The organism is Leifsonia sp. L25 (assembly GCF_050632895.1).
Genome location: NZ_JBODRZ010000004.1, coordinates 747,014 through 770,960, shown reverse-complemented (window position 1 = coordinate 770,960; position 23,947 = coordinate 747,014). Strand labels below are relative to the sequence as shown.

Genomic DNA, 23,947 nt, shown 5'->3' with positions numbered 1-23,947 from the left:
GATCTTCTCCATTTCTGTTCGAGACGGTACATAAAACAGTGCGCTTGCCCCGCTATTCCCCGAGTGCGAGAATTTCTTTCAACTCGGTACAGAATGGGGTGATTGGGATGGCCGGACGCGGGCGTCCACGCGGATTCGACACCGACGAGGCTCTGGATGCCGCCGTCGACGTCTTCTGGCGCCAGGGCTACGAGGGCACCACGCTCGACGACCTCACCTCGGCCATGGGCATCAACCGGCCGAGCCTCTACGCCGCCTTCGGCAACAAGGAGGAGACCTTCAAGCAGGCGGTCGCCCGCTACGCGGACGTCGAGATGGCCTACGTGGGCGACGCCCTCGCGGAGCCGACCGCCCGCGCGGTCGCGGAGCACTACCTCCGCAGCAACGTGCTCGCGATCACGGCGCCGGGCAAGCCCGCCGGCTGCCTCTCGATCCAGGGCGGCCTCGCCGGGAGCGCGGAGGACCAGCGGATCGTCCGGTTCCTCGCCGACAGCCGCGACGCGGGCGAGCGACGCCTGACCGAGCGCTTCCGGCGGGCCGTCGAGGAGGGCGACCTCTCCGCCGGCGAACGCCCGGCCGACCTGGCGAAATACCTGGTGACCGTCAGCACCGGCCTGGCGGTTCAGGCCTCGGCGGGCGCGAGCCGGGCGTCACTCCAGCGCGTCGCCGAACGCGCCCTGCGCGCCTTTCCGTGACAGGGCTCCTTGCGCCTGCGGGCGCCGGCTCAGCAGCACGACGCAGACGACGATCGCCGCGAACAGCGCCACGCTGACCGGGCCGGTTCCGAGGGCGAGGCCGCCGCGGGCGTGCGAGACCGCCAGCCCGTCGGAGATGGATGCGCCGAACGGCCGGGTCAGCACGTACGAGGTCCAGAACGCGGCGGTCGCGCCCAGCCCCCACCAGCGGTACGCGATGCCGGGGATCGCGAACAGGATGCCGAAGACGAGCGCGGAGAGCCAGTACCCCATCCCGAACGTCACCGCCGTCAGGTCGCCGACGGCCGTGCCGAGAGCGAAGGTGGCGAGCACCGCGCACCAATAGAACACCTGGCGCGGGAACTTGTCGATCCGGTGCACCGAGAGCGTCCGCTGCGTGAGGAACCAGAGCGCGAACACCGCCGCCAGGGCCACCGCGAACACGACCGTCGAGACCAGGTACGGGATGCCCAGCTCGACGTGCAGCACATCCGCCACCATGGTGCCGAACACCGCGACCATCAGGACGGCGAGCCAGTACACCCAGGGGATATAGCGCCGCACGGTGAATTGCAGCACCAGGGCACCGGCGAACACCAGGAACGCTCCACCGACGGCGACGAAGGGGTTGATCGTCTTCACCAGGAAGTCGGAGGCTGTCTCGCCCATCGCCGTCGTCAGCAGCTTGGTGACCCAGAACAGGGCGGTGACGGCGGGGACGGTGTTGCGCATCCCTTCAGCCTCCCGGATCGCCTCCCCGCCAGACTGGGCAACCGACCCGAAGCCCTGAGAGCCTTCTGAACTTCGAAAGGACGCCCGCGCGTCCGGCGAAGAGGTGAGGCGCTAAGGTCATACCTATGGCGACCGACTCCGATGCCGCTGCCCGGCTCATCCCGCAACGGCTTCCCGCCGCGCGGCTGGGCGTCGCCGTCGTGGCCGAGCTGGTCGAGATCATCGTCACCGGCCAGCTCAAAGAGGGCGATCTGCTTCCTCCGGAGGGCCCGCTCAGCGAGCATTTCGGGGTCAGCCGCACGGTGCTGCGCGAGTCCGTGAAGCGGCTTGAGGAGAAGGGCCTGGTGATCGTGTCGCAGGGTCGCGGCACCCAGGTGCAGGCGCCCGGATATTGGAACATGCTCGACCCGGTCGTGCTCTCGGCGCTCATCGACAACGACGAGAGCCTCGGCGTGCTCGACGAGCTCACGGTCGTGCGCGCCAGCCTCGAGTCCGCCATGGCGGGCGCTGTCGCCCGGTCGCACACCGCCGACGGGCTGCGACGGCTCGAGAACGCGCTCACCGCCATGCGGGAGAGCGAATCGGAGACGGACTCGTTCCGGCAGGCCGATGTCGTCTTCCACTACGCACTCATGGAGATCTCCGGCAATCGCCTCGCCGAGAACATCGCCAAGCACTTGTACAAGCGCGCTGTCGAGTCCAGCCGGTACCAGGGATCAATCCCCCGGATGCCGTCGCCCTGACGCTCGACGAGCACGCCGCGATCGTGGCGGCGATCGCGAACGGGGATGCGGCCGCCGCCGAGCGGGCGATGCACGACCACATCCACATCTCGTGGGAGCGGCGCCGCCTGCCGGATCACGCCCCCGGCTCACGCACGGGTCAGCCGACCGAGTAGACCCGGGCCGCGTTGCCTCCGAGCATCGCGTCCCGCTCCGATGTGGACAGGCCGGCGACCAGCGCGTCGAACGCCTCGCGCCACGCGGGCGCGCCGCCGCCGAGCTCGGCGAGCGGCCAATCGGAGCCGTAGAGCAGACGGTCGGGCCCGAACGCCTCCACGGCCGTATCGACGATCCCGCGGAGATCGTCCGCCGTCCAGCGTCCCGGCGTCAGGCCGGACGTGAGACCGGAGACTTTCGCCGCCACGTTCGGAAGCGCCGCGAGCGCGCAGGCCTCGCTCCCAGCGCGACGCGTCGGCGTCGTCGGCGAGCGGGCCGCCGAGGTGGTCGAGCACGAAAGCGACACCGTCATGGCGCGCGGCTGCCTGCGCTGCCTGCCCGAGCTGCCAGTCGCGGACCACCAGGTCGAATGTGAGCCCCTCCCGGCCGAGGGCGGCGAGGCCGTCGGCGACGTCTGCCCGGAGCAACCACTCCGGATCCGGGTCGATGTGGGCCAGGTGCCGCACGCCGACGACGGGCACCGAGCCGGCGTCGGCCTCGGCGAGCTGCGGCGGCACGTCGCGGGTCAGGTCCACCCATGCGACCAGGCCCGCGACCACCTCGGGGTCGCTGCGCGACAGGCGGACGCTCTCCTCCATGCTGTTGCTCGCCTGCACGAGAACCGCGCGCTCCATGCTCGTCGCTCGCAGCATCCCGCTCAGGTCCTCGGCGCCGAAGTCCCGGTCGATGGCGGACATCGTCACCGGATCGATCCAGTCCTGCGGGTCGGTCGCGCGGTCCCACAGGTGCACGTGGGCGTCGATCCGGGCCGTCACCGGAGGTGCCACACTTCGTCGAGCGGCTGCCAGAGGGCCCCGGGGTCCTGTTCGTCGGCGATGCGCACCTGGCAGGGCTCGGTGTGCGTCCACCATTCCTGCGACACCGGGTCGTCCGCGATCCGCTGCATGTCCGCCGCGAGGTCCTCGCCGATGTACTCGTAGTAGGCGAACAAGGTGTCGCCGAACACGTAGATGCTGTAGTTGCGGATGTTGCACTCGGTCATCTTCGCCTCGACGTCCGGCCATACCGCGCGGTGCAGTTCGAGGTACTCCTCGCGCTTCTCCGGACGGACGCCGACGACGAAAGCGAACCGCTGCGGGTCCCCGCTCATGAGACCGGCCTGAGCGGCACGGTGGGGTCGTCGATCACGTCGGGTTCGGCCACCAGGCGCAGAGCCGCCCGCTCCGGACGGATGTGCGGCCCCGTCGCGGGAGGAGCGGGTGTGCCGCCCTCGCCCGTCAGCCTCGCCTCGTCCACGATGATCCCGATCCCGGGCCGGTCGCCGAGCACGATGCCGCCGTCGTCGAACTCCTGGTCCACATCCAAGCCGATCGGGAAGGAGAGGTCCTGCACCTCGTGCGTGAGCAGGTTGGGCACCGCAGCCGCCGCGTGCGCGACGGGGTTGGTGTTGTAGGTGACCGGGCTCACCGGCAGGTCGTGCCCGTGAGCGAGCGTCGCGACGCGGAGGAAGTGCGTGATCCCCCAGACGTTGCCGACCTGGACGATGTCCACCGCCCCGCTGTCGAGCAGGGGACGGTACTGCTCGAGACCCGTGAGGTTCTCGCCGCTCGCGATGGCCGCGCGGATCTTGCCCCGGAGCGAGGCCATGCCGGCGGCATCCCACCGGCGCAACGGCTCCTCCACCCACGTCAGGTCGATGCGCTCCTCGATGGCGCCGACGTAGCGGGCGGCCTGCGCGTGGTTCCACGACTCGTTGACGTCGAACATGAGGGCGGGATGCCGCGAGTTGCGGCTCAGGACGTCGCGCAGCAGCTCCAGCCGGGGAAGGTCGCGGTCGAGATCGCGGCCGCCCTTCAGCTTGCCCGCCTTGAAGCCCCGATCCGCGAACCGTCCGTACAGCTCGGCCAGCTCGTCGTCGGTCAGCCCGTACTCGAGGCCCGAGGCGTACCCGGGCACGAACCGCTCGCGCGCGCCCAGCATGCGCCACAGCGGCTCCTCGGCCGCCTTCGCCTTGAGGTCCCACAGCGCCATGTCGATGGCGCCGATGGTTCCGAACGTCGTTCCGGAGTGGCCGGCCTTGAACACCCAGTCGAGCATCCGGTCGTACAGGGCGACGACCGACCGCGGATCCTCCCCGTCGACCGCGGGGAAGACCCGGGCGATGTCGGCGTGGGCCCCCACCCCGACGCCTTCGAGGCCGCTGTCCGTCTCGAGGATGAGCACGGGGACGGGTGTCGTGTTGCCGGACTGCACTCCGTTGACGTCGCCGGTGACACGGCCCCAGTCGTGGACGGTGCTCAGGCTCCGGTAGCCGGTGATCTTCATCGGTGGTTCTCCTTCGGTGCGGGCGCGCTCATTCCTTCGTCCCTCCCGCGGTCATCCCGGAGACCAGGAACCGCTGCGAGAACAGGAAGACGATGAGGACGGGCAGGATCGACACGATCGTCGCCAGCGCCAGTGTGGGCAGCTGTACCGAGTCGGATCCCGCCGAACTCGGGTTGAAGGCCGGCGTGGCCGAGAGCAGCGACGTCAGGCCGACCTGGATCGGATAGCCGTCGCTCGACGGGAGCATCACGAACGGCAGGAAGAAGTTGTTCCAGTTCTGCACGAAGCTGAAGAAGGCGACCAGCGCGACGATCGGAGCGGCGAGCGGCAGCGCGACGCGGGTGAACACCTGGAACTCGGTGCAGCCGTCGATCCGTGCGGCCGCCAGCAGATCGCGCGGGATGCTGGTCGAGAAGTAGATGTACGTCAGGTAGACGCCGAACGGGAAGAACGACATCGGCAGGATCACCGACAGCGGGCTGCCGATCAGCCCGACGCTGTTGAGCTCGAGGAAGACCGGCAGGACCAGCGCCGTGCTCGGGATGAGCATGACGACCAGGGTGAGCACGAGCAGCGCCTTGCGGAGCCGGAACTCGGTGAGGGCGAGGGCGTATCCGGCCGGGATGCTGACGATCAGCGTGATGAGCAACGCACCGATCGAGTACAGCGCCGAGTTGCCGATCCACACGGTGACCGCGCCGTCCTGGAAGCCGAACAGCTGGTTCCAGTTCGCCACGAAGTCCGACCACGACCCGATCGAGAACGGGTTGGCGACGATCAGCGCCTTGGACGACTTGGTCACCGCGAACAGCAGCCAGACGATCGGGATGGCGAAGAACAGGACGAACACGACGAGGATGAGGCCCGCGATGGATCGGCCGCTCCAGCCGCGCAGGCTGGCGCGCCGGCGCTCTGCGGTGAGTGCGGTCATGGTCATTCCTTCTCGAACAGGCCGCCGCGGGTGACGAACACCCACGACAGCAGGAGCGCGACGATCAGCAGCAGGAGCGAGATCGCGGCCGCGCCGTTGAAGTCGTTCTGCTGGAACGCGTACTGGTAGGCCAGCTGGTTGAGCGAGTAGTCGTTGGGGACCACGGCGTTGCTCGCCTGACTCAGCAGCTGGGGCTCGACGAAGAGCTGCGTGCCCGCCGCGAGCGACATCACGCCCATGTACGCGATCCACTTGCGGAGCATCGGCAGCTGGATGCTCACGGCGATCTGCGCGGCGTTCGCGCCGTCGATCCGCGCGGCTTCGATCACCTCGGTGCTGATGTTGTTCAGTGCGCCGTACATGATCACGATCCAGCCGCCTGCCCCCGTCCAGAAAGCGATGATCGCGAAGATGGCCGGGAGGTTGCCGGGCTGGATGACCTCGACGAAGCTGTTGAGCCCCATCAGCCGGAGGAGTCCGCTGACCGGACTCGCCGTCGGGTCGAGGACGAACAGCCAGAGCAGGACGCTGGACGCACCCGCGAGCGCGCCGGGCAGATAGTAGAGGAACCGCAGGCTCGTGCTCGCCCACCGCACCCGGAGGGAGTGGACGACCAGCGCGAGCAGCACCACGAAGATCACGAGGGCGATCAGCCAGATGACGAGGTAGATCGTGACGTGCAGCACGGCAGGCCAGAACCGGAAGTCGGTGACGACCGTGACGAAGTTGTCGAGGCCGGCGAAGCCGCCGTCGGCCTTGGTGAAGGCGAGCAGCACCGCGTACAGCGCCGGGAGGATGCCGAAGGCGATGGCCAGGAGGGCGTAGAGCGAGACGAAGACGTAGCCGATCGGCGTGCGCCCCGGCGCCCGGCTGCGCAGCCGGGCCGGCCGCCGGCGCTGTGCGGCGCCGACGGTCAGCTGGTCGCTCGGTGGAGCGAGGGTCATGTCAGTTCACCTTGTATCCGTTGACCTTGGCCTGGTTCGCGATGGCCTCCTGCCAGGTGGGCAGCAGGCTCACGATCGACTTACCGCCGGTGATCGCCGGGGTCATCGTCTTGGCCCAGACGGCCTCCTGGCTGAAGACGCCGTAGCCCCAGCCGTCCCACACCTGCGAGGCGGCCGTGGCGACCGGCGCGAGCGGAGTCGCGTAGTACTTGCTCGACTCCTGCTTCTCGATCCACTTCTTGGCGGCCGGCGCGTACGCCGGGTGGCCCGGCGCGACCTGCACCTGGTAGTCGTCGGAGGTCGTCACGAACTGGGCGAACTTCTCGGCGGCCTTCAGGTTCTTGGAGTGGCTGGAGATGAACCAGGTGCCGCCGCCGACGTTGCCGGTGACGGCCTTGCTCTCGCCCTTCCAGGGCAGCGGAGCCGCGACGCCCAGCTCGCCGGCGGGCACGTTGAGCGACTGCGGGTTGTTGAAGATCGCACCGGCGTACCAGGCGGGGCCGGGCATCATCAGCACCTTGCCCGCGTAGCTCTTGACGAACTCCGGGGTGAAGACGCTGACCGCGGGGACGGTCTTGTTCTCGCGCAGGGTGTCGAGCAGGCCGGCGGCCCGCTTGCACTCGTCGCTGTCCGTCTTCACGGTGACGGACTTCGGCCCGGTGATGTCGTTCGCCTGGCACTTGCTGGCCCACATGAATACCTCGGGGGTCCAGGCGTCGCCGGCGGTCCCGATGATGTACCCGGGGTGCTCGGTTGCGACCTTCTCGCCGAGCGCCTGGTACTCCTCCCACGTGGTGGGCACGGCGTAGCCGAACTTGTCCATCAGCGTCTTGTCGTACCAGAGCACGGCCTGAGCGAGGTCGTTGCGGAGGCAGTACACCTGCCCGTCGACGGTGCAGGGGTTGAGGGCCCCCTCGGTGAAGTTGCCGAGGGTGTCCCTGGAGACGAGGCCCTTGTCGAGCACGGCGGCGAAGGCCTGCTTGCCGTTGCTCTTCTGGCTCGCCCAGGCGGCGTCGTTGTTCTGGCTGGAGAAGACCACGTCCGGCCAGCCGCTGCCGGCACGGTCGAACAGCTGCATCTTCGTCCGGAACGAGTTGGAGCCGTTGGCCGACCCGTCGTAGGTGACGACCTTGATCTTGGTGTCCGGGTTCGCCTTCTCGAATGCCTTCGCCGCGGCCTGACGGTCCGCGTCCACCCAGACGGTGATCGTCGAGGAGGTGTCCTGCTTGGCTTCGGGAAAGCCGTACGACCCGTTCGCCGAGCTCCCGCCGGTGCTGCAGCCGGTGAGGGCCAGGAGCGCCGTCGCGGCGCCAAGTGCGGCGACGGTCAGCGCCGGCCTACGGCGTGAACGCACCACAGTGTGGATTCCGACCATGAGATGTCCTTGTCTTGTCGACTTCGTTGACGACTCCGAGGAGGCGTAGCTCGACTATAGGGCATACGTATTATGTTTGCCAAGCGGATCAGCGCGACACCGGATCCGAGCTGCCAAGCAGCGCCAGCTCGTCGGTCCGCGGCATGCTCTCCCAGTCGCCCAGGCCCATGCAGGCGAAGGCCCCCGCAGCAGTGGCGACCGCGAGGGAGTCGGGTAATGCGTCCCCGCGCAGACGGGCCGCCAGGAAGCCGGCGACGAACGCGTCACCGGCACCGACCGTGTCGACCACGGGCACCTCGAGCGCCGGATGCTCGATGAGCGGTCCGCCGTCGGAGGCGGCGCTCCCCAGCGCGCCGCGCTTGAGGACAGCCGTCGCGGGTCCGAGCCCGCGCATCCCCTCGACCAGCGCAGCGGCGTCGCCTGTGGTCCCGCCGAGCAAAGAGCGGCCTCGTCGTCTCCCGCGAAGACCACGTCGGCCGAGGCGGCGATCTCCCGGTACAGCGGGGCCGGGTCACCCGTCGGCCACAGGGCCGTGCGGTGGTTCACGTCGAAGGAGACCGGGACACCGCGTGCCCGGGCGACCGCGAGCACCCGGCGTACGGTCTCCCACCCGGACGCGGAGATGGACGCGGTGATGCCGGTGACGTGCACCATCGCCGCGGTCTCGATCAGCTCCTCGTCGACGTCCGTCGGCTGCAGTCCGCTTCCGGCGCTCCCCGACCGGTAGAACCACACCCTGGTGGTGTGCGGCGTGCGCTTCTCCTTGATCATCAGCCCGGTCGGATGGCCGGGGTCGACGATCGCGCGCGCATCCACTCCCTGCCCGAGGATGTCGCGCACGACCCTCCGCCCGATGCCGTCCGCGCCGACGCGCCCGACCCAGACAGCCGGGACGCCGAGCCGGCTCAGGCCGATGGCGACATTGCTGTCGGCGCCGCCCGTCCCGATCCGCGCGGTGTCGACGTCGGCGAGTCCTCCGATCTCCGCCGCGCGGAACAGTCCCATGGTCTCGCCGAAGGTGAGCACGTGGCCGGTCATGCTGCGGCCTCCACGGCGGCCCGGCACAGCGACTCGATCGCGTCGAAGTCGCCGGCCGCGATGGCGGCGCGGGGCACCATCCAGCTGCCGCCGACCGCGACCACGGCGGGAAGCGCGAGGTAGGCCGCCGCGCGGGCCGCGTCGATCCCGCCGGTCGGAACGAACGCGAGCTCGGGGAAGACGGATGCCATGGCCGAGATGGCGGCGGGACCGCCCGACGACTCGGCCGGGAAGAACTTCACGGTGCGGAGCCCCAGCGCGCGAGCCCGCATCGCCTCGGTCGCCGTCGCCACGCCCGGCACGGCCTGGACTCCGCGGCGCTCGCACGCGGCGACGACCGCGTCGGCCAGTCCCGGGCTCACCACGAAGGTCGCGCCGGCATCGATCGCCGCCTCCGCCTGCTGGGGTTCGAGGACGGTGCCGGCCCCGACGCGCAGCCCCGGTACCCCGCTCATGGTCCGCAACGCGCCGAGCGCCGCGCCGGTCCGCAGCGTGATCTCCGCCTGCCGGATGCCGCCGGCCAGCAGAGCGCGGGCCAGTGGCTCCGCGTCGCGCGCATCGTCGATCACCACGACCGGCAGGATCGGGTCGAACGCCGTCATCGCCCGAGCCACCCTCCGTCGACGGGCAGGATCGCGCCCGAGACGTACCGGGCGGCATCCGAGGCGAAGAACACCGCGGCGCCGCCGATGTCCTCCGGCTCGCCCCAGCGACCCGCCGGGATGCGCTCGAGGATGGACCGGGAGCGATCGGGATCGTCCTGCAGCGCCTGCGTGTTGTCGGTCGCGATGTACCCGGGCGCGATGCCGTTCACCGTCACTCCCTTGCCCGCCCATTCGTTCGACAGCGCGCGGACCAGGCCGGCGACCCCGGACTTCGCCGCCGTGTAGCCCGGGACCGTGATCCCGCCCTGGAACGACAAGAGGGAGGCGGTGAAGACGATCCGGCCCGCGCCCGCTTCCAGCATCCGCCGGCCCAGCGCCTGGCTGAGCACGAAGCCGCTCGTGAGATCCACCTCCAGCACCTCGTCGAACCAGTCCAGCGGATGCTCGGCCGCTGGGGCCCGGCGGATGGTCCCCGCGTTGTTGACGAGGATGTCGGCGTGCCGGTCGCGCCCGGAGAGCTCGGCGGCGAGCGCGATCACCTGGCTGCGGTCGGCGAAATCGACGCGGTGGCCCTCGAAGCTCCGCCCGAGGGACCGCACCCGGTCGCCGATCGCCGACGACGCCGGGTCGAGTGTCGCCGAAACGCCCACGATGTCGGCGCCCGCGGCGGCGAGCGCCTCCGCGATCGCGAAGCCGATCCCGCGCTTGGCGCCGGTGACGACGGCCAGCCGGCCGGACAGGTCGAACCCGCTCATCGCGCGACCTCCACGAGGATCTTCATCGCGCCCCCGGCCTCGAGCGCCTCGAACGCGGACGCGGTCTCGGCCAGCGGCACGACCCGCGTGATCAGCCGGTCGGCGGGGATGTCGCCCCCCGCCACGAGCTCGATCGCCCGCTCGAAGTCCTGACGCTGGTAGACGCGGGCACCGAGGATGCGCAACTCGCGCCAGAAGAGGCGATGCAGGTCGATGGGGCGCGGCTGGGAGTGGATGGCCACGACGACGAGCGTTCCGCGCACCTTCGCGAGCGAGGTCGCGCCGAGCACGGCCGCCGCCGACCCGGAGACCTCGAAGACAACGTCGGCTCCCGCTCCCCCGGTCCATTCCTCCACCCAGGCGACCTGATCGACCGCGCTCGGGTCGAGCGTCCACAGGCCCATCTCCTCGGCGGCGGCGCGACGTCCCGGGTCGATCTCCGCGATCACCACGTCCGCACCGAATGCGGTCGCGACCGTGGCGATCAGCACGCCGATCGGCCCCGCTCCGATCACCACGGCGCGGTCGCCGGGGCGAGCTCCGAACGCCGCACGTCGTGCACGGCCACGGCGACGGGTTCGACCAGCGCGGCCTCCCGCAGCGAGACCCCCTCCGGCAGGCGGACGAGGGTCGACGCCGGGACGTTCCAGCTCTGCTGGAGTGCGCCAGGGCTGTCGATCCCGATGAAGTCGAGGTTCTGGCAGATGTGCTCGTTGCCCGCTCGGCAGGCCGGACAGGTGCCGTCCCACGCCAACGGCATGACCGTGACGGCGTCGCCCACCGCCCAGCCGTCGACGTCGGGCCCGATCTCCGCGATGGTGCCGGACATCTCGTGGCCGATCGTCGCCGGCATCGTGACCCGCGCATCCATGTCGCCGTGGAAGACGTGCAGATCGGTGCCGCAGATGCCCACGTAGGCCACCGCGACGCGCACCTCGCCCGGTCGCAGCTCGGCCGCCTCCCGCTCCTCGATCGTGATCGTGCGCTCGCCTACGTAGTTCGCCGCCAACATCGCCGGCCGCTCCTTCCTCGCCATCGCCTGTCCGGAACGGACCGGGCGTGACGTCCTCGTCTCGAATTATCCAAACATAATACGTATGCTGAAGGAAGCGATCCTGCTCCACCGACGAAGAAGGCCCCGCGATGACCTCGACACTGCCCACCCGCGCCCTGCGCACGGGAACCGCCCTCACCGAGCTGGGGTTCGGCGCCGCCCAACTCGGGAACCTCTTCCGGGAGACGACCGACGCCGAGGCCCAGGACGCCGTGAGGGCGGCCTGGGATGAGGGCCTGCGGTACTTCGACACCGCCCCGCACTACGGGCTCGGACTCTCGGAGCAACGACTGGGTCGCGCGCTCCGCGGCACGCCCCGCGACCGCATCGCGCTCTCGTCCAAGGTGGGCCGGCTGCTGGTGGACAGCCCGGACACCGCCGACCGGCTGGACGACGACGGCTTCGTGGTGCCGGCGAGCACCCGGCGGGTGTGGGACTTCAGCCGCGACGGGATCCTCCGGTCGGTGGAGCAGTCGCTCAGCCGCCTCGGGACGGACCGGCTCGACATCGCCTACCTGCACGATCCTGACGACCACTGGGAGTCCGCCTCCACCACCGGGGTCGACGCTCTCGTGGAGCTGCGGGAGCAAGGCGTCGTCGGCGCGGTCGGCGCCGGCATGAACCAGTCGGCGATGCTCGCGGAGTTCGTCCGCCGCACCGATGTCGACGTCGTCATGGTCGCCGGGCGCTTCACCCTCCTCGACGGCGCCGCGCTCGACGACCTCCTCCCGGCCGCGATGGAACGCGGCGTCGGCGTGGTCGCCGCCGCCGTGTACAACTCCGGGCTCCTGAGCACCGATCGGATCGACCCGAGCGCGCACTTCGACTACGGCTCGGCTCCGGCCGAGGTGGTCGAGCGCGCGCGGCGCATCGCGGATGTCTGCCGCGATCACGGCGTGAGCCTGCCGGCGGCCGCCGTCCAGTATCCGCTCCGGCACCCGGCGGTCGTCTCCGTCGTCACCGGGATGCGGACCGCCGGTCACGTCCAGAGCACCGTCGAGCGCCACGGGACCGAGATCCCGGAGGCACTCTGGCACGACCTGGATGCGTCGGGCCTGGCCGCAGATCCCGCACGCGCGATTCTGGCGTAAACATCACACGTCTCTTGATTTAAACATCATACGTATGATAACCCTGTGTGCGGGGGCGCCGATGCCTCCCACGAACAGGAAGCGATCGAATATGACATCGACGTCAGTCTCGCGACGATCGACGACCAGGCGGAAGGGAAGGCCGGCGCTGCTGGCGATCCTCGGCGCAGGCGTCGTCATCGCCTCCGCGCTCATCCCGCTCCGGGCCGAAGCCGCTCCATCGACCATCTTCTACGCAGCGCCCGACGGCAAGGACGCCGGGCATTGCAGCCAGTCGATGCCCTGCTCGCTCGAGCGGGCGCAGCACGTGCTGAGGCCGTCCATCAAGCACGGCGACGTCACCGTGCAGCTGGCGGACGGCACGTACCGTCTCGACAAGCCGCTGTCGTTCGACGCCGGCGACGGCGGCGGCGACAACACCGTCCGCTGGACGGCCGCGCCGGGCGCCCACCCCGTCATCAGCGGATCCTCGGCCGTCACCGGCTGGACCGCCTCAGCGGCAGGTGCGGGCATCTGGGAGGCACCGACCCCCGCGGGGCTGGACACGCGTCAGCTCTACGTCAACGGCACCATCGCGCCGCGTGCGGCCATCCGCCTCGCGAACGCGGACGTGACGCCGACCGCCACCGGTCTCACCATCAAGAACCCCGCGCTCGGATACCTGGCGGGCCTGCCCGACCAGTCGCGCATCGAGTTCGAGTCGCTCGGCGACTTCACGAACCGCTACTCGCCCGTGCAGAGCATCAGCAGCACGGAGATCACGATGGCGCAGCCGGCATGGGACAACAACACCTGGGGCTGGGACACCGTCCAGAACTCGTTCCTCGCGGGCCCGAGCTGGTACCTCGACAACTCGCTGGCGTTCCTCACCCAGACGGGCCAGTGGTACATCGACCCGAGCGGCGGCAAGCTCTACTACAAGCCGGCTGCCGGGATCGACCCCAACAAGCTGGACATCGAGCTGCCGCGCCTGCAGTCGCTGATCAGCATCGGCGGCACGTACGACCAGCCGGTCAGCGGACTCGCGTTCTCGGGAATCCAATTCTCCGGCACCTCCTGGCTCGGACCGTCCACCGACGGCTACGCCGACCAGCAGAACGGCCTCTTCATCAAGGGCGCCTACGACTACCGGCCGGCCGACGCGTTCACCAGCTGCTCCCGCGGCTGCGAGATGTTCGAGCGGGCGCGGACCAGCTGGTTCCAGGAGCCGTCCGCCGTGCAGGTCTCGGCCGCCAGCCGCGTCTCCTTCACCGGCAACACCTTCACCAACCTGGGATCGTCGGCGCTCGGCATCGGCAACGACGCCAACGCGACGACCACCGGAGTCGGATACGGAGCCAGCGACATCCAGGTCGTCGGCAACCGCTTCATGGAGGACAGCGGCCACGGCGTCGCGGTCGGAGGCGTGCTCCCCGACGCGCACCACCCGAGCGACCCGCGGATGACGAACCAGGACATCACGATCCAGGACAACACGATCGACCACGTCTCGGTGGACTACAAGGACAACAGCGGCATCCTCAGCACCTACGTCACGCGCGCGAAGATCCTGCACAACGAGGTGTCCAATGTTCCGTACGACGGCATCGACACCGGCTACGGCTGGGGCATCAACGACGCGGGCGGGTCGAACGACTACGTCGACCGCGGCTACTACAAGTGGAACACGCTGTACACGACGCCCACCACACTGAAGGACAACACGGTGGAGGGCAACCTCGTGCACAACACCAAGGCGCGCTTCGCCGACGGCGGTTCGGTCTACAACCTGTCCGCCAGCCCGGGGTCGGTCGTCGACAAGAACTACCTGTTCAACATCTCCGGAGTCGGGCTCTACCTCGACGAGGGGTCGCGTTCGATGACGTACGAGAACAACGTGGTGCAGGGCGGCTCGTTCGTCTTCACCAACGCGTACAGCCTCCGGAACAACACGAGCGACAACACCATCCGGAACAACTGGTACAACTCGGGCGGCATCTCGGCCCCGAACGCAGCGGCGCACAACAACACGCTGACGAACAACGTGAAGGTCACCGGCACCAACTGGCCCGCCGGCGCCCGCGACGTGATCTGCGCCTCCGGCGTCGCACCGAAGTACCGCACCTCGCTCAATGCGAACCAGTTCGGGTTCACCGGGTGCCCGGTGGATGCGCCGGTCTCCGGCCTCTCGACCGCGGGCTCCTCCGCGGTCAGCTCCTACTTCGGGCAGGCCGGTGACGCCTACGGGATCGCCGCCGCCGGACCGGACGTCTGGGGCGCGGGCGGCCAGCACTCGGACCAGTTCGGGGCGATCTACAAGGCCGGGTCGTTCACCGCAGACGCCGCGGTCTCGGCCTGGGTGGTGTCGGTCAACGACGCGAACTCGTCGGCCAAGTCGGGCGTGATGGTCCGCAACGACACCTCGAAGGCGGGGTCGTCGGCGGGCTACGCGGTCGTCGCGGTGACCGCTCGCAACGGTGTCGTGTTCGAGTGGGATGCGAACGGCGACGGTTACCTGGACTCGGAGGCGAAGGCGTCGGTCGACGTCTTCCGGCCGATCTGGGTGCAGCTCACCCGGACGGGCTCCGCGTTCACGGCGTCGTACTCCTATGACGGGGCGAACTACGTGCCGATCGGCGCGCCGGTGACCCTCGCGTCGGCGGCGGCCACGCAGGACGCGGGGATCTTCTCGACGTCCCACGACGTGAACCAGTCGGCGATCAACCAGTTCGACGGGCTGTCGATCACGGCGAAGTAGTACTGCCCGGCGGTCAGTTCTGGCCGCGCCCGGTCTTCTGCTGGAGGCGGTCGATGTGCTCGGACGCCTGCGCCTTCGTGAGGTCGGCGGGAATCTCCTCGCCGGCCTCGCGGGCGAGCGTGTCGAGGTAGCTGCGCTGGGAGGCGGTCATCGGCTCGTCGCCGGTGACCCATTCCGACGGGTCCTTGCTGGCCGGGTTCTCGTCGTCGCCGCGGCGAGCGCCGAGCACGTCGTCGCCTGCCCCGTTCGTGGTGTCGTTGCTGTCGGTCATGCGGCAGACAGTACGCCGCGGCACCGACACCGCATCCGGGTTGACGGCACCGCGTCCATTGCCTCAGCGATCCGGAATGGCGTAGCGTGCGGCTGGATCGGCTCGCCGTCGAGCCGGGAAGGGGGCTCCCATGATGGTCACGGGCTCGTCTCAGGCGGGATTCGCCGAGGCGCTCGAGGATGCGATGTCGCAGCAGCCGACCCAGGGCGACGTGCCGCGCCGCTACGAGGTCGTCCGCTCGTGGGTGGACGCCGGCGGCGTGGCGGGCGTCTGGTACCGCTGCGAGGTGGCGGTCACGGGGCCCGACGTGCCGGGCCCCGAAGGCTGACCCTCAGCGCCGGAGCACGCTGGGCCGCGGCAGGCCGAGCTCCTCGAGCAGGTCGCCGAGCATCCGGTCGAGTTCGAAACCGGCCTGTGTGATCTTGTTGTTGCCGAAGCTGCCGAGCCGGCTGCTCGGCTGATCGACGGTGAGCACGGTGCCCCCGTCGCGGGCGGCGTGCAGCTCGACGCGGATGGGCGTGTACAGGAGGGTGCCCGGGTCGTGGCGGAACATCCGCGCGGCCGTCGCATAGTCCCCGATCAGGTAGACGGCGCTCGCGATATCCGCTCCGCCCACCCGCATCACCGGGGTCGGGTGGTCCGTCCAGAACCGCACGAAGCGGTGGATGCCGGGGCCGGCCGTCTCGAGCGTCAGCCGCCGCCAGTCCGCTCCCGACGACAGCAGCTCGCGCAGGTGCGCGACATCGAGGGGCGGAACCTCGGTCTCGAACGCGCGCCGCAGCGTCCCGAAGGCGACCGCCGCCTCCAGCTCGATGCGCTGCACGGAGACGGGGACGATGCGCTCGGTCGCGGGGAGGGCCATCAGGCCATTCTCTCCCCGGGCGACCGCTGCCCGTCGTCAGCCCAGCCCGGTGACTCCGCGCTTCGGCGGCACCTGCGGCAGGTCGTCGGCCGAGCCGTCGGCGCCGAGCGCCGCGACGTACGCCCGCTCGCGCTCCAGCGTGTCCGTCTCCGGGGTCCCGTAGCGGGCCGGGTCGGGACGCGCGGCATCCTGCTCCACCGTCAGCAGCCCGTCCGGGTCCTTCGGATCGCGCACCCCGGTCAGCCGCACATCCAGCGTCGACTTGTCCTCGTCGTGCCCGCGCCGGCCGCCGTCGCCGCTCGTGTCATCCATGACTCCACCATCGGCGCGTCCGCTGCGATCGACAAGGGGTCAGGCGTGCTTCGTCGCCCGCAGGGTGTAGCTGAGGGGCGCGACACCGTCGAGAGCGCCGAGCGCGAACTCGCCGTCGGGGCGGGTCACCATCTGGCCGGGGAGCGCCTCCCACGGCACGCTGTCGTGCTCCTCGAGGAGGTCGATGCGGAGGCCGGCACCGATGAGGGCGGTGACGATCTCGCCGAGCGAGTGGTTCCACTCATAGGTGCGGGTCGCGGTCAGGGGCGTGTCGTCTCGACGTAGGTGGAGTCGTCGTCCCATTCCAGCGGCTGCTCCTGCTCGAAGTAGGGGAACCGGAGATGCAGGTCGTCGTCGAGCCGCTCATCCATCGACCAGAGGATCGGGTGGCCCTCGCGCAGATGCAGCGAGCCGCCGGGTGCCAGAAGGTCCGCGACGACGGCCGCCCAGCGGTCGACGCTCGGGAGCCAGCAGAGGGCCCCGACGCCCGTGTAGACGAGGTCGAAGGTCCCTGGGCCGAGAACGGCCGCGGCGTCGTACACATCCGCGACCACGAAGTCGACGTCGTCGCCCGTGTCGGCTACCAGCCCGCGTGCCTCATCGATCGCATTCGCGGAGAAGTCCAGCCCGGTCACGCGAGCGCCGAGCCGGGCGAGCGAGAGGGTGTCGGTGCCGATGTGGCACTGGAGGTGCACGGTCCGGAGTCCCTCGACCGACCCGAGCCGGGAGCAGGTCGAACCTCACGACACCGGAGATCACCTCCCGGTCGGAGATGTACTGCGAGACACGGTATCCGTGCTCGCCACGGTCGGCGTGCAGGGTGGCCCGCTCGTCCCAATTCGCACGGTTCGCGTCGCTGTAGTGGGTCATCGGTCGGCCGCCTCCTCCGCCCGGCCGGCGCCGAGCCTGTCAGCCTAGCGGACGGGCGCTCTCGCGCGGCTCGCTCCGCACGCGACGCGGCTCTCGCGGCGTCCCCTCCCCGCGGTCGGCGCGCACCAGCGCGATACCGCCGAGGATGAGCAGCCCGCCGACGCAGCTGCAGCGCTCCGAGCCGCTCGCCGAGCAGCAGCCACGCGTACAGGGTTGCGGCGACGACTTCCAGGAGGCCGGTGAACGACGCCAGCCGTGAGCCGAGCAGTTCCGCGGCCGTGATGCTGGAGGCGTATGCGACGGCGGTCGCGATGACGCCCACCACCAGGAGCGGCACCCACCACGGCGTCGCCGCGCCGAACAGCGCGACGTCGGCGAAGCTCACGGTGACCGGCAGCAGCCCGGTCGCGCCCACCAGCGCGAGGGCGACGGCGCCGATCAGAAGCCCTCCGGAGGCGAGGGCCACTGGCGGCAGCCCGTCGCTCGGCCGGGCGGCGATGATGTAGAAAGCGGCGCATCCCACCATGGCCAGGACGGCGAGCAGCAGTCCCGAGCGGGTCGGGCGCGCCCGCCCCGCCCGGAGACACGACGAGCACCAGACCCGCCACGGCGACCGCGGACCCGGCAAGCACGACCGCGCGAGGCGCTCTGCGCGTCCGCGCCCAGACGACGGCGACGAGCAGCACGGGCGCGAGGTACTCGACCAGGATGCCGGTGCTCACCGGGATGCGCTGGATCGCCGCGAAGTACAGCACCTGCGTTCCGGCGACACCGACCAGCGCCATGCCGAGCAGGCGCCACCGTCCGCGCCGGACCGCGTCCCAGCGGCCGCGCACGGAGAACAGGGCGAAGGGCAGCAGTACGAGCCCGCCGATGGCCGCGCGGGCCGTCACCGCCGCGACGGGCGACCAGCCGCTCTCGAGCAGCGGCTTGATGAACGCGCCCGACATCCCGAACGAGGCAGCCGCGAGGACGGCGATGAGGAAGCCTGCTGTCGCGGGGTGTCGCTGCGCCATGGGATGCACCTGTCAGGATCGAAAGGGATGATGGTCCCGACGGTAGTCTCGTGTCGAGTAAGGAGTCAACTTGCATTTTGCCCCTGACACCCTGGATGCTCTGGAGTTCGCCGTCGCCCTGACCGACACCGACCCCGGCGCCTCGCGCAGCGGCCGCGACGAGCTCGCCACGACCGAGCAGCTCGCCGCCCTGCTGAAAGAGAACCGCTACTCGGGCCGCGTCGACGGTGACGAGGCCGAGCTGGAGGAGGTGCGAGCCACCCGCGAGCGTCTGCGGCGCACCTGGTCGCTCGACCGAGACGCCGCCGCCCTCGAGGTGAACGCCATGCTCGCCGAAGCCCGGAGCCCTTCCCCACCTCATGCGCCACGACGGCTTCGACTGGCACCTGCACGCGACGGCACAGGATGCGCCGCTCGCCGAGCGCATCCGGGTCGAGGTCGCGCTCGCCCTGGTCGACGTCATCCGCTCGGGCGACGGACCGACTGCGCGTCTGCGCGGCCGACGACTGCACCGGACTCGTGCTCGACCTGTCGCGCAACGGATCGAAGCGCTTCTGCAGTGTCCGCTGCGGCAACCGCGTGAACATGATCGCGTTCCGCGCGCGGCAGGAGCACGAGGTCTAGGCGCTCGGCCGCTCGCCCGCTTCGGAAGGAGATTCGGCCGCATCCCGTTCGAATCTCCCGCGCGATTGCCCATCGAAGGAGATTCGAACGCCGATCTCCTTCGTTGCGAGTGCCGGGTCGATCTCGCCCGACCGCACGAGCACGACCCCCGCGAGGATGCACACCCCGCCGACGAGGCTGCAGCGGCCCCGGCCGCTCGCCGAGCAGCAACCACGCCAGCAGGGTCGCGAAGACCACCTCCATCAGCCCGGCGAAGGACGCGAGCCTCGACCCGAGCCGGCGCGAACCCGCCAGGCTGAGCGAGTACGCCAGCGCGGTCGCGACCACTGCCACGAAGAGCATCGGCCCCCACCACGGCAGCGTCGCGTCGCCGAGACGGACGGGCTCGACCGACACCGACAGAGGCAGCAACCCGGTCAGCCCCACCGCGGCGGTGGCGACGGCGCCGACGAGCAGCCCCGCGCTCACCAGCGCGAGCGGAGGGACCCCGGCGTCGGCACGGCGGAGATCAGGTAGTAACCGGCCAGGCAGACGGCCGCCGCCAGCGCCAGGGCGACGCCCACCGCATCCATCGCGCCGTTGCCGCCTCCGCCGAAGGGGTCGACGACGAGAACCACGCCCAGCACGCTCGCGGCGGCTCCCGCGACGACGACGAGGCGGACGGGCGTGCCCTGCAGCCAGCCGAGCACGACGATCAGCACGGGCGCGGAGTACTGGATGAGCAGCGCGACCGCGACCGGCAGCCGCTGCACCGCCGCGAAGTAGAGCACCTGCGTCCCCGCGACGGCGACGAGGGCGTACCCGAGGACGAGACGCCCGCTCCGAGCAGCGGCCGCAGGTCGCCGCGCAAGGAGATGAGGGCCGGCACGGCGAGGATGAGGCCGCCGAGCGCGACGCGCACACCGACGGCCGCGGCCGGCGACCATCCCGCATCCAGCAGGGGCTTCAGCAGGATGCTGCTCGAGCTGAACGACAGCTGGGCGGCCAGCACGACCGCCAGCCCGACCGCCTGGCGGCTCACCGTTTCACCGCCCACCGCGCCAGCGCGCCACCGCGTTCAGAAGTCCGACCAGGTTGCCCCGGATGCCGCCGTTGCCGTACTCGGTGCGCAGGATGCCACGGCGCCGCAGCACCGGCACCAGCTCGTCGAGGTAGCGGTGCAGCGTCACCGGGTGCAGGTCGCCGGAGAAGATGACGCCGTCGTTGTCGGCCTCCTCCCCGATCTCCTCGATGAAGTCGGCGATCTGCTCGGCCGTGCCGACGAAGCCGGCGCGGTCGGCGATGCGCCCCTTGACCACCTTCGGCGCGATCAGCTCGCGCAGCGTGACGCCCTCGCGGACGCCCTGCTTGCCGAAGAGCCCCTTGATGCTGCCCTGCGAGACGTGGTCGCCGAAGATCGTGACGTCGAACGGCTCGTCCAGCGAGAGCACGGTCAGGTCGGTCTCGAGGTCGCTCGACTGGCCGGCCAGCGCGCGGTACAGCTCCTCGTCGGTCGGATGCTTCGACGCCTCGACGACGCGCCGCGCCTCCTCGTCGCTGGGGACGACCTCCGGCTTGAAGACGAACAGCACCTTGATGGAGTCCGGGTTCCGGCCAGCGGCCGCCGCGGCCGCGCGCACCTTGGTCCGGTAGTCGCGGATGCTCTGCGCGTCCAGCGGCGCCAGCGCGAGCTGCACCTCCGAGTGGGCGCCGGCGAAGGCGATGCCGCGCGGCGAGCCGCCCGGGAGACGATCGCCGGGTCGCCCGCGCTGAACGGCACCGCGTTGAGCGGCCCGGCGACCGCGAAGTACTCGCCCTCGTGCTGGAATGGCCGGATCTTCGAGCCGTCGGCGAAGTGCCGCGTCGCGGCATCCTGCACCAACGCCCCGTCGTCCCAGCTGTGCCACAGCCGGCGGACGACGGTCGGCCACTCCTCGGCTCGGTCATAGGCGGCGTCGTGCGACAGAGCGGGAAGGCCCAGGTGCCGCGCGCTTCCGACGTCGGTGACGACGTTCACGCCGAGACGGTGACCGCTCAGGTGGTGGAGGCTCGCGAACTGCCGCGCCGCGACGTACGGCGGATACGCCCCGGCGTTGATCGTCGGCGCGACGCCGAGGTGCCGGGTGGCGTCGAGCAGGTACGGCGAGAGGATGAGCGGGTCGTGCTTCGGGCCGCCGTAAGCCTCGCGCACGCGCAGGTCAACGGTGTCCGGGAAGCCGAGCGACAGCGCATCCTCGATGATGACCAGGTCTAGGCCGGCCTGCTCCAGTTCGCGCGCCGACTGCTGGTACAGGTCGGGACGCGTCCAGTCGTAGCCCCACTCCCAGTAGGGGTGACCCCACCCTTGCGGGCCGAAGCCGCGGCTGAAGAACCAGCCGAAGTGCTGCAGTCGTGCCATGCTCTCCTCCTACCGTCCGGCCGCCGCGACGACCGCCTCGGTCAGGACCGCATCCGCCGCCCTCACTGCTGCCAGGCCGCGCGCCAGATCCGCGATCAGGTCCTCCGCATCCTCGAGCCCGATCGACAGGCGCAGCAGCCCGCCGCCGATTCCCGTCTCCTCACGCACGTCGTCGTGCAGGTGAGCGTGGGTGGTGGATGCGGGGTGCAGGATGAGCGACCGCACGTCGCCGATGTGGGTCATCCGGCTGAACAGGTCGACCGAGTCGTAGAAGCGCTCGGCCGCGGCAGCGCCCCCGGCGAGGGCGAACCCGAGCACCGCGCCCTGACCCTTCGGCAGGTAATGCGACGCCAGCTCGTACGCGGGATGGGAGGGCAGGCCCGCGTAGTCGACGCGCACGACCTCGGGCTGCTCCTGCAGCCAGCGGGCCACGGCGAGCGCCGTGTCGGACTGCCGCTGCACCCGCAGCGAGAGCGTTTCGATGCCCTGCTGGATGAGGAACGCATTCATCGGCGACAGCACCGGTCCGAACAGGGAGGCCACGACGGAGCGGGCGAAGGCGGTGTAGGCGGCGGCGCCGTGCTCCGCCACGTAGCTGGAGCCCTCGAGCCATTCGTCGGGCCCGGTGAGGTGCGTGAAGGGTGAGGACGCCCAGTCGTAGGTCCCCTGGTCGACCACGACACCGCCGAGCGTGGACCCATGTCCGCCGAGGTACTTGCTCGCCGAGTGGACGACGATGTCCGCGCCGTGCGCACCCGGCCGGAGCAGGTACGGCGTGGCCAGCGTGTTGTCGACGATCAGCGGGATGCCGTTGTCGTGCGCGACGGCCGCGACGGCCTCGATGTCGAGCACCTCGTTGCCCGGGTTGGCGATCGACTCGCCGAACAGCACCCGGGTGTTCGGACGGATGCGCCGTCGCCACTCGTCCGCATCGGTGGGGTCGTCGACGAACTCGATCTGGATGCCGAGCCGCCGCAGTCCGTTCTCGAACAGTCCCCGCGTGCCCGAGCAGATGCTCTGCGCCGAGAGGATGTGGTCGCCCGCCTGCACGAGGCCGAGAACGGCGACCGTGAGCGCGGCCTGGCCGCTGCCGACGGCGATCGCCTCGCGTCCGCCCTCGAGGGCGGCGACCCGCCGCTCCAGCGCCGCCGTCGTGGGGTTGCCCGACCGGCTGTACGTGTAGCCCGCCTCGTCGCCGCCGAAGCGTCCCTCCGCCTGGGCGAAGCTGTCGAACTCGAACCCTGCGGTCAGGTAGATGGGCGTGACCCGGGCGCCGTGGGCGGCGTCGCGGGACTCTCCCGCGTGGACCTGGGCTGTGGTGAACTCCGGCATCTCCCTATGGTGCGGCACCGCATCCCGGCGGCACCCTTCTGTTGCGGAAAGCTACGGCCCGGCCGCCGTGGGAGGGCGTCAGTGCGTCAGGACGTTGAGCGCGACGACGATGATGGCCCCGTTGTAGAAGAAGCTCAGGATGGAGTGCTTGGCCACCGCCCAGCGCAGCCGCGGCGAGAGGATCTCGGTGTCAGAGGCAGCGAAGGACGTGCCGATGGTGAAGGCGAAGTACACGAAGTCGCTGAGCCTCGGGCTCCCGGTTCCGGGAAACGCGATCACGGGCTCTGGCGAGTGTTGACTCCTCCGGTGGTACAACTGCGCGTAGCCCCAGTGCAGCAGCCCCCAGGACAGCAGCATGGCGCAGGTGCCGACCACGTCGGCGAAGAGATCGAGCAGGGCATCGTCGTGGACGACACGCACTTGGATCGCCGAGACGATCCCGGTGAGGCTGGCGAAAAGGGTGGATGCGGCGACGACGGATCGCGCCGTCCAATCGGTGTAGAGCAGGGATCCCGCGGCCGGAGCCGGTCGTGCCCGCCGGGAGTTCACCGCGAGGACGACCCAGACGCCGATGAGGTACACGGTCGCGATCAGGCACCAGGTCGTCAGGAGGCTGATCGAACTCTCGAGGCCGGGCGAGAGGACCACCCACACGCCGACGATCGTCAGACAGCCCTGCACGAGCAGGTTCGCCGCGAAGCCGGCACGGACCCAGCCACGGTGGGGAGCATTGTCGGGAGAGGTCACGTCAGTGAGGACGCGCAGCCGGCGGATTCGTGACGATGCGCTGCCGGTTCCGCTGCATCGTCACGCGGCTCAATGCAGCCCGTGGCTGTGTCTAGCCCTCGCCACTCGGTGGCGGGCTCCACCGGGGCCTCCTTGTCGGGACCCAGCTCCCGGCGAGGACAGTGAGCATGGCGATTGTGGAGAAGGTCCACGTCGGCGAACCGCTACCGGGAGCGAGCACCGTGACCATCAGCACCGTGGACAGCAGGACGACCGCCAAGATCGCGAGATATACCCGAACTGCGGCGGTCAGCGGTGGCGGAAAGACTGGACCTCTGACGCCACTCCACACTCGATCGACGGCAGCGCACAGAAG

28 protein-coding genes and 5 pseudogenes are annotated in these 23,947 nt (G+C 70.4%); 7 read left to right on the top strand and 26 right to left on the bottom strand.

Features of this window, described 5'->3' with window-relative positions; genetic code table 11:
- The first annotated feature begins 107 nt into the window (after positions 1–107).
- Entirely contained in the window at positions 108–695 is a 588-nt protein-coding gene (locus ACRAWC_RS25300; RefSeq protein WP_431246319.1) for a TetR/AcrR family transcriptional regulator, read from the top strand.
- Here ACRAWC_RS25300 and ACRAWC_RS25295 read toward each other — a convergent pair.
- Positions 651–1,427 carry a COG4705 family protein gene (locus tag ACRAWC_RS25295; protein ID WP_431246318.1) on the bottom strand — a complete coding sequence of 259 codons (777 nt, stop codon included), beginning with the start codon at positions 1,425–1,427 and terminating at the stop codon, positions 651–653. The genes ACRAWC_RS25300 and ACRAWC_RS25295 overlap by 45 nt on opposite strands.
- A 125-nt stretch (positions 1,428–1,552) precedes the next feature.
- On the opposite strand from ACRAWC_RS25295, the gene ACRAWC_RS25290 reads away from it, so the two are divergent.
- Both ACRAWC_RS25290 and ACRAWC_RS25285 read left to right on the top strand, forming a co-directional pair.
- On the top strand, positions 1,553–2,170 hold the full coding sequence (locus ACRAWC_RS25290) for a FadR/GntR family transcriptional regulator (protein WP_431349932.1): 618 nt from the start codon (positions 1,553–1,555) through the stop codon (positions 2,168–2,170).
- A 23-nt stretch (positions 2,171–2,193) separates the two neighbouring features.
- Positions 2,194–2,325, top strand: coding sequence for a hypothetical protein (locus tag ACRAWC_RS25285; protein ID WP_431349931.1), 132 nt, complete (start codon positions 2,194–2,196; stop codon positions 2,323–2,325).
- Here ACRAWC_RS25285 and ACRAWC_RS25280 read toward each other — a convergent pair.
- From ACRAWC_RS25280 to ACRAWC_RS25225, 12 genes and pseudogenes are all read right to left on the bottom strand, one after another.
- Positions 2,310–2,678: an amidohydrolase family protein gene (locus ACRAWC_RS25280; RefSeq protein WP_431349930.1), complete on the bottom strand. Its 369-nt coding sequence runs from the start codon at positions 2,676–2,678 to the stop codon at positions 2,310–2,312. The two genes, ACRAWC_RS25285 and ACRAWC_RS25280, sit on opposite strands and share 16 nt — an antisense overlap.
- Positions 2,656–3,237: pseudogene (locus ACRAWC_RS25275) on the bottom strand (amidohydrolase family protein); the annotation flags it as partial. The pseudogene ACRAWC_RS25275 and the gene ACRAWC_RS25280, both read right to left, overlap by 23 nt.
- Positions 3,138–3,476, bottom strand: a complete 339-nt coding sequence (locus ACRAWC_RS25270) for an L-rhamnose mutarotase (RefSeq protein ID WP_431246316.1) — start codon at positions 3,474–3,476, stop codon at positions 3,138–3,140. The pseudogene ACRAWC_RS25275 and the gene ACRAWC_RS25270, both read right to left, overlap by 100 nt.
- A complete protein-coding gene (locus ACRAWC_RS25265; RefSeq protein ID WP_431246315.1) occupies positions 3,473–4,651 on the bottom strand; it encodes a mandelate racemase/muconate lactonizing enzyme family protein in 1,179 nt (392 codons plus the stop codon). The genes ACRAWC_RS25270 and ACRAWC_RS25265 overlap by 4 nt, the downstream gene beginning before the upstream one ends.
- 28 nt (positions 4,652–4,679) lie before the next feature.
- Positions 4,680–5,582, bottom strand: coding sequence for a carbohydrate ABC transporter permease (locus tag ACRAWC_RS25260; RefSeq protein WP_431219818.1), 903 nt, complete (start codon positions 5,580–5,582; stop codon positions 4,680–4,682).
- A gap of 2 nt (positions 5,583–5,584) precedes the next feature.
- The gene (locus ACRAWC_RS25255; RefSeq protein WP_431349929.1) at positions 5,585–6,526 is read right to left on the bottom strand and encodes a carbohydrate ABC transporter permease; all 942 of its coding nucleotides are present in this window, start codon (positions 6,524–6,526) and stop codon (positions 5,585–5,587) included.
- A 1-nt stretch (position 6,527) separates the two neighbouring features.
- Positions 6,528–7,901 carry an ABC transporter substrate-binding protein gene (locus ACRAWC_RS25250; RefSeq protein ID WP_431349928.1) on the bottom strand — a complete coding sequence of 458 codons (1,374 nt, stop codon included), beginning with the start codon at positions 7,899–7,901 and terminating at the stop codon, positions 6,528–6,530.
- Between the two features lie 54 nt (positions 7,902–7,955).
- Positions 7,956–8,939 (bottom strand): sugar kinase, encoded by a 984-nt coding sequence (locus ACRAWC_RS25245; RefSeq protein ID WP_431349927.1) that lies wholly within the window; start codon positions 8,937–8,939, stop codon positions 7,956–7,958.
- Entirely contained in the window at positions 8,936–9,541 is a 606-nt protein-coding gene (gene eda / locus ACRAWC_RS25240; protein ID WP_431219814.1) for a bifunctional 4-hydroxy-2-oxoglutarate aldolase/2-dehydro-3-deoxy-phosphogluconate aldolase, read from the bottom strand. Before eda ends, ACRAWC_RS25245 begins: the two co-directional genes overlap by 4 nt.
- Positions 9,538–10,299 carry an SDR family oxidoreductase gene (locus ACRAWC_RS25235; protein ID WP_431246313.1) on the bottom strand — a complete coding sequence of 254 codons (762 nt, stop codon included), beginning with the start codon at positions 10,297–10,299 and terminating at the stop codon, positions 9,538–9,540. Before ACRAWC_RS25235 ends, eda begins: the two co-directional genes overlap by 4 nt.
- A complete protein-coding gene (locus ACRAWC_RS25230; protein ID WP_431349926.1) occupies positions 10,296–10,817 on the bottom strand; it encodes a zinc-binding dehydrogenase in 522 nt (173 codons plus the stop codon). The genes ACRAWC_RS25235 and ACRAWC_RS25230 overlap by 4 nt, the downstream gene beginning before the upstream one ends.
- Positions 10,811–11,311, bottom strand: coding sequence for a zinc-dependent alcohol dehydrogenase (locus ACRAWC_RS25225; protein WP_431349925.1), 501 nt, complete (start codon positions 11,309–11,311; stop codon positions 10,811–10,813). Before ACRAWC_RS25225 ends, ACRAWC_RS25230 begins: the two co-directional genes overlap by 7 nt.
- A gap of 131 nt (positions 11,312–11,442) precedes the next feature.
- Between ACRAWC_RS25225 and ACRAWC_RS25220 the strand changes: the two genes are divergently transcribed.
- Both ACRAWC_RS25220 and ACRAWC_RS25215 read left to right on the top strand, forming a co-directional pair.
- A complete protein-coding gene (locus ACRAWC_RS25220; protein WP_431246311.1) occupies positions 11,443–12,444 on the top strand; it encodes an aldo/keto reductase in 1,002 nt (333 codons plus the stop codon).
- 91 nt (positions 12,445–12,535) lie between these two features.
- Entirely contained in the window at positions 12,536–15,181 is a 2,646-nt protein-coding gene (locus ACRAWC_RS25215; RefSeq protein ID WP_431349924.1) for a right-handed parallel beta-helix repeat-containing protein, read from the top strand.
- Between the two features lie 13 nt (positions 15,182–15,194).
- On the opposite strand, the gene ACRAWC_RS25210 is transcribed toward ACRAWC_RS25215, so the two are convergent.
- The gene (locus ACRAWC_RS25210) at positions 15,195–15,452 is read right to left on the bottom strand and encodes a DUF3072 domain-containing protein (RefSeq protein WP_431219809.1); all 258 of its coding nucleotides are present in this window, start codon (positions 15,450–15,452) and stop codon (positions 15,195–15,197) included.
- A gap of 130 nt (positions 15,453–15,582) precedes the next feature.
- Here ACRAWC_RS25210 and ACRAWC_RS25205 point away from each other — a divergent pair, with 130 nt between their 5' ends.
- A complete protein-coding gene (locus tag ACRAWC_RS25205) occupies positions 15,583–15,780 on the top strand; it encodes a hypothetical protein (RefSeq protein WP_431246309.1) in 198 nt (65 codons plus the stop codon).
- Positions 15,781–15,783: 3 nt separating this feature from the next.
- Here the strand turns inward: ACRAWC_RS25205 and ACRAWC_RS25200 are convergent, their stop codons facing one another.
- The 6 genes and pseudogenes from ACRAWC_RS25200 to ACRAWC_RS25175 all read right to left on the bottom strand — a co-directional run.
- Positions 15,784–16,314: a hypothetical protein gene (locus ACRAWC_RS25200; protein ID WP_431246308.1), complete on the bottom strand. Its 531-nt coding sequence runs from the start codon at positions 16,312–16,314 to the stop codon at positions 15,784–15,786.
- A gap of 36 nt (positions 16,315–16,350) precedes the next feature.
- On the bottom strand, positions 16,351–16,626 hold the full coding sequence (locus ACRAWC_RS25195) for a hypothetical protein (protein WP_431219806.1): 276 nt from the start codon (positions 16,624–16,626) through the stop codon (positions 16,351–16,353).
- Between the two features lie 39 nt (positions 16,627–16,665).
- On the bottom strand, positions 16,666–16,929 hold the full coding sequence (locus ACRAWC_RS25190) for a hypothetical protein (protein WP_431349923.1): 264 nt from the start codon (positions 16,927–16,929) through the stop codon (positions 16,666–16,668).
- Positions 16,887–17,321 carry a class I SAM-dependent methyltransferase gene (locus ACRAWC_RS25185; RefSeq protein WP_431349922.1) on the bottom strand — a complete coding sequence of 145 codons (435 nt, stop codon included), beginning with the start codon at positions 17,319–17,321 and terminating at the stop codon, positions 16,887–16,889. Before ACRAWC_RS25185 ends, ACRAWC_RS25190 begins: the two co-directional genes overlap by 43 nt.
- Positions 17,258–18,022 carry a DMT family transporter gene (locus tag ACRAWC_RS25180; protein WP_431349994.1) on the bottom strand — a complete coding sequence of 255 codons (765 nt, stop codon included), beginning with the start codon at positions 18,020–18,022 and terminating at the stop codon, positions 17,258–17,260. Before ACRAWC_RS25180 ends, ACRAWC_RS25185 begins: the two co-directional genes overlap by 64 nt.
- Before the next feature lie 118 nt (positions 18,023–18,140).
- A pseudogene (locus ACRAWC_RS25175) lies at positions 18,141–18,446 on the bottom strand (EamA family transporter); the annotation flags it as partial.
- Between the two features lie 184 nt (positions 18,447–18,630).
- Here ACRAWC_RS25175 and ACRAWC_RS25170 point away from each other — a divergent pair.
- A pseudogene (locus tag ACRAWC_RS25170) lies at positions 18,631–19,136 on the top strand (CGNR zinc finger domain-containing protein).
- Between the two features lie 237 nt (positions 19,137–19,373).
- On the opposite strand, the pseudogene ACRAWC_RS25165 reads toward ACRAWC_RS25170, so the two are convergent.
- From ACRAWC_RS25165 to ACRAWC_RS25140, 6 genes and pseudogenes are all read right to left on the bottom strand, one after another.
- A pseudogene (locus ACRAWC_RS25165) lies at positions 19,374–19,562 on the bottom strand (EamA family transporter); the annotation flags it as partial.
- 38 nt (positions 19,563–19,600) lie between these two features.
- Positions 19,601–19,906, bottom strand: a complete 306-nt coding sequence (locus ACRAWC_RS25160) for an EamA family transporter (RefSeq protein ID WP_431349921.1) — start codon at positions 19,904–19,906, stop codon at positions 19,601–19,603.
- Positions 19,831–20,157, bottom strand: coding sequence for a hypothetical protein (locus ACRAWC_RS25155; RefSeq protein ID WP_431350028.1), 327 nt, complete (start codon positions 20,155–20,157; stop codon positions 19,831–19,833). The genes ACRAWC_RS25160 and ACRAWC_RS25155 overlap by 76 nt, the downstream gene beginning before the upstream one ends.
- A 4-nt stretch (positions 20,158–20,161) precedes the next feature.
- Positions 20,162–21,513, bottom strand: a pseudogene (locus ACRAWC_RS25150) (NtaA/DmoA family FMN-dependent monooxygenase).
- Positions 21,514–21,522: 9 nt separating this feature from the next.
- A complete protein-coding gene (locus ACRAWC_RS25145) occupies positions 21,523–22,845 on the bottom strand; it encodes an O-acetylhomoserine aminocarboxypropyltransferase/cysteine synthase family protein (RefSeq protein ID WP_431349920.1) in 1,323 nt (440 codons plus the stop codon).
- 78 nt (positions 22,846–22,923) lie between these two features.
- Complete coding sequence (locus ACRAWC_RS25140) at positions 22,924–23,592, bottom strand: DUF1345 domain-containing protein (protein WP_431246301.1); 669 nt, start codon at positions 23,590–23,592, stop codon at positions 22,924–22,926.
- Positions 23,593–23,947 lie beyond the last annotated feature (355 nt).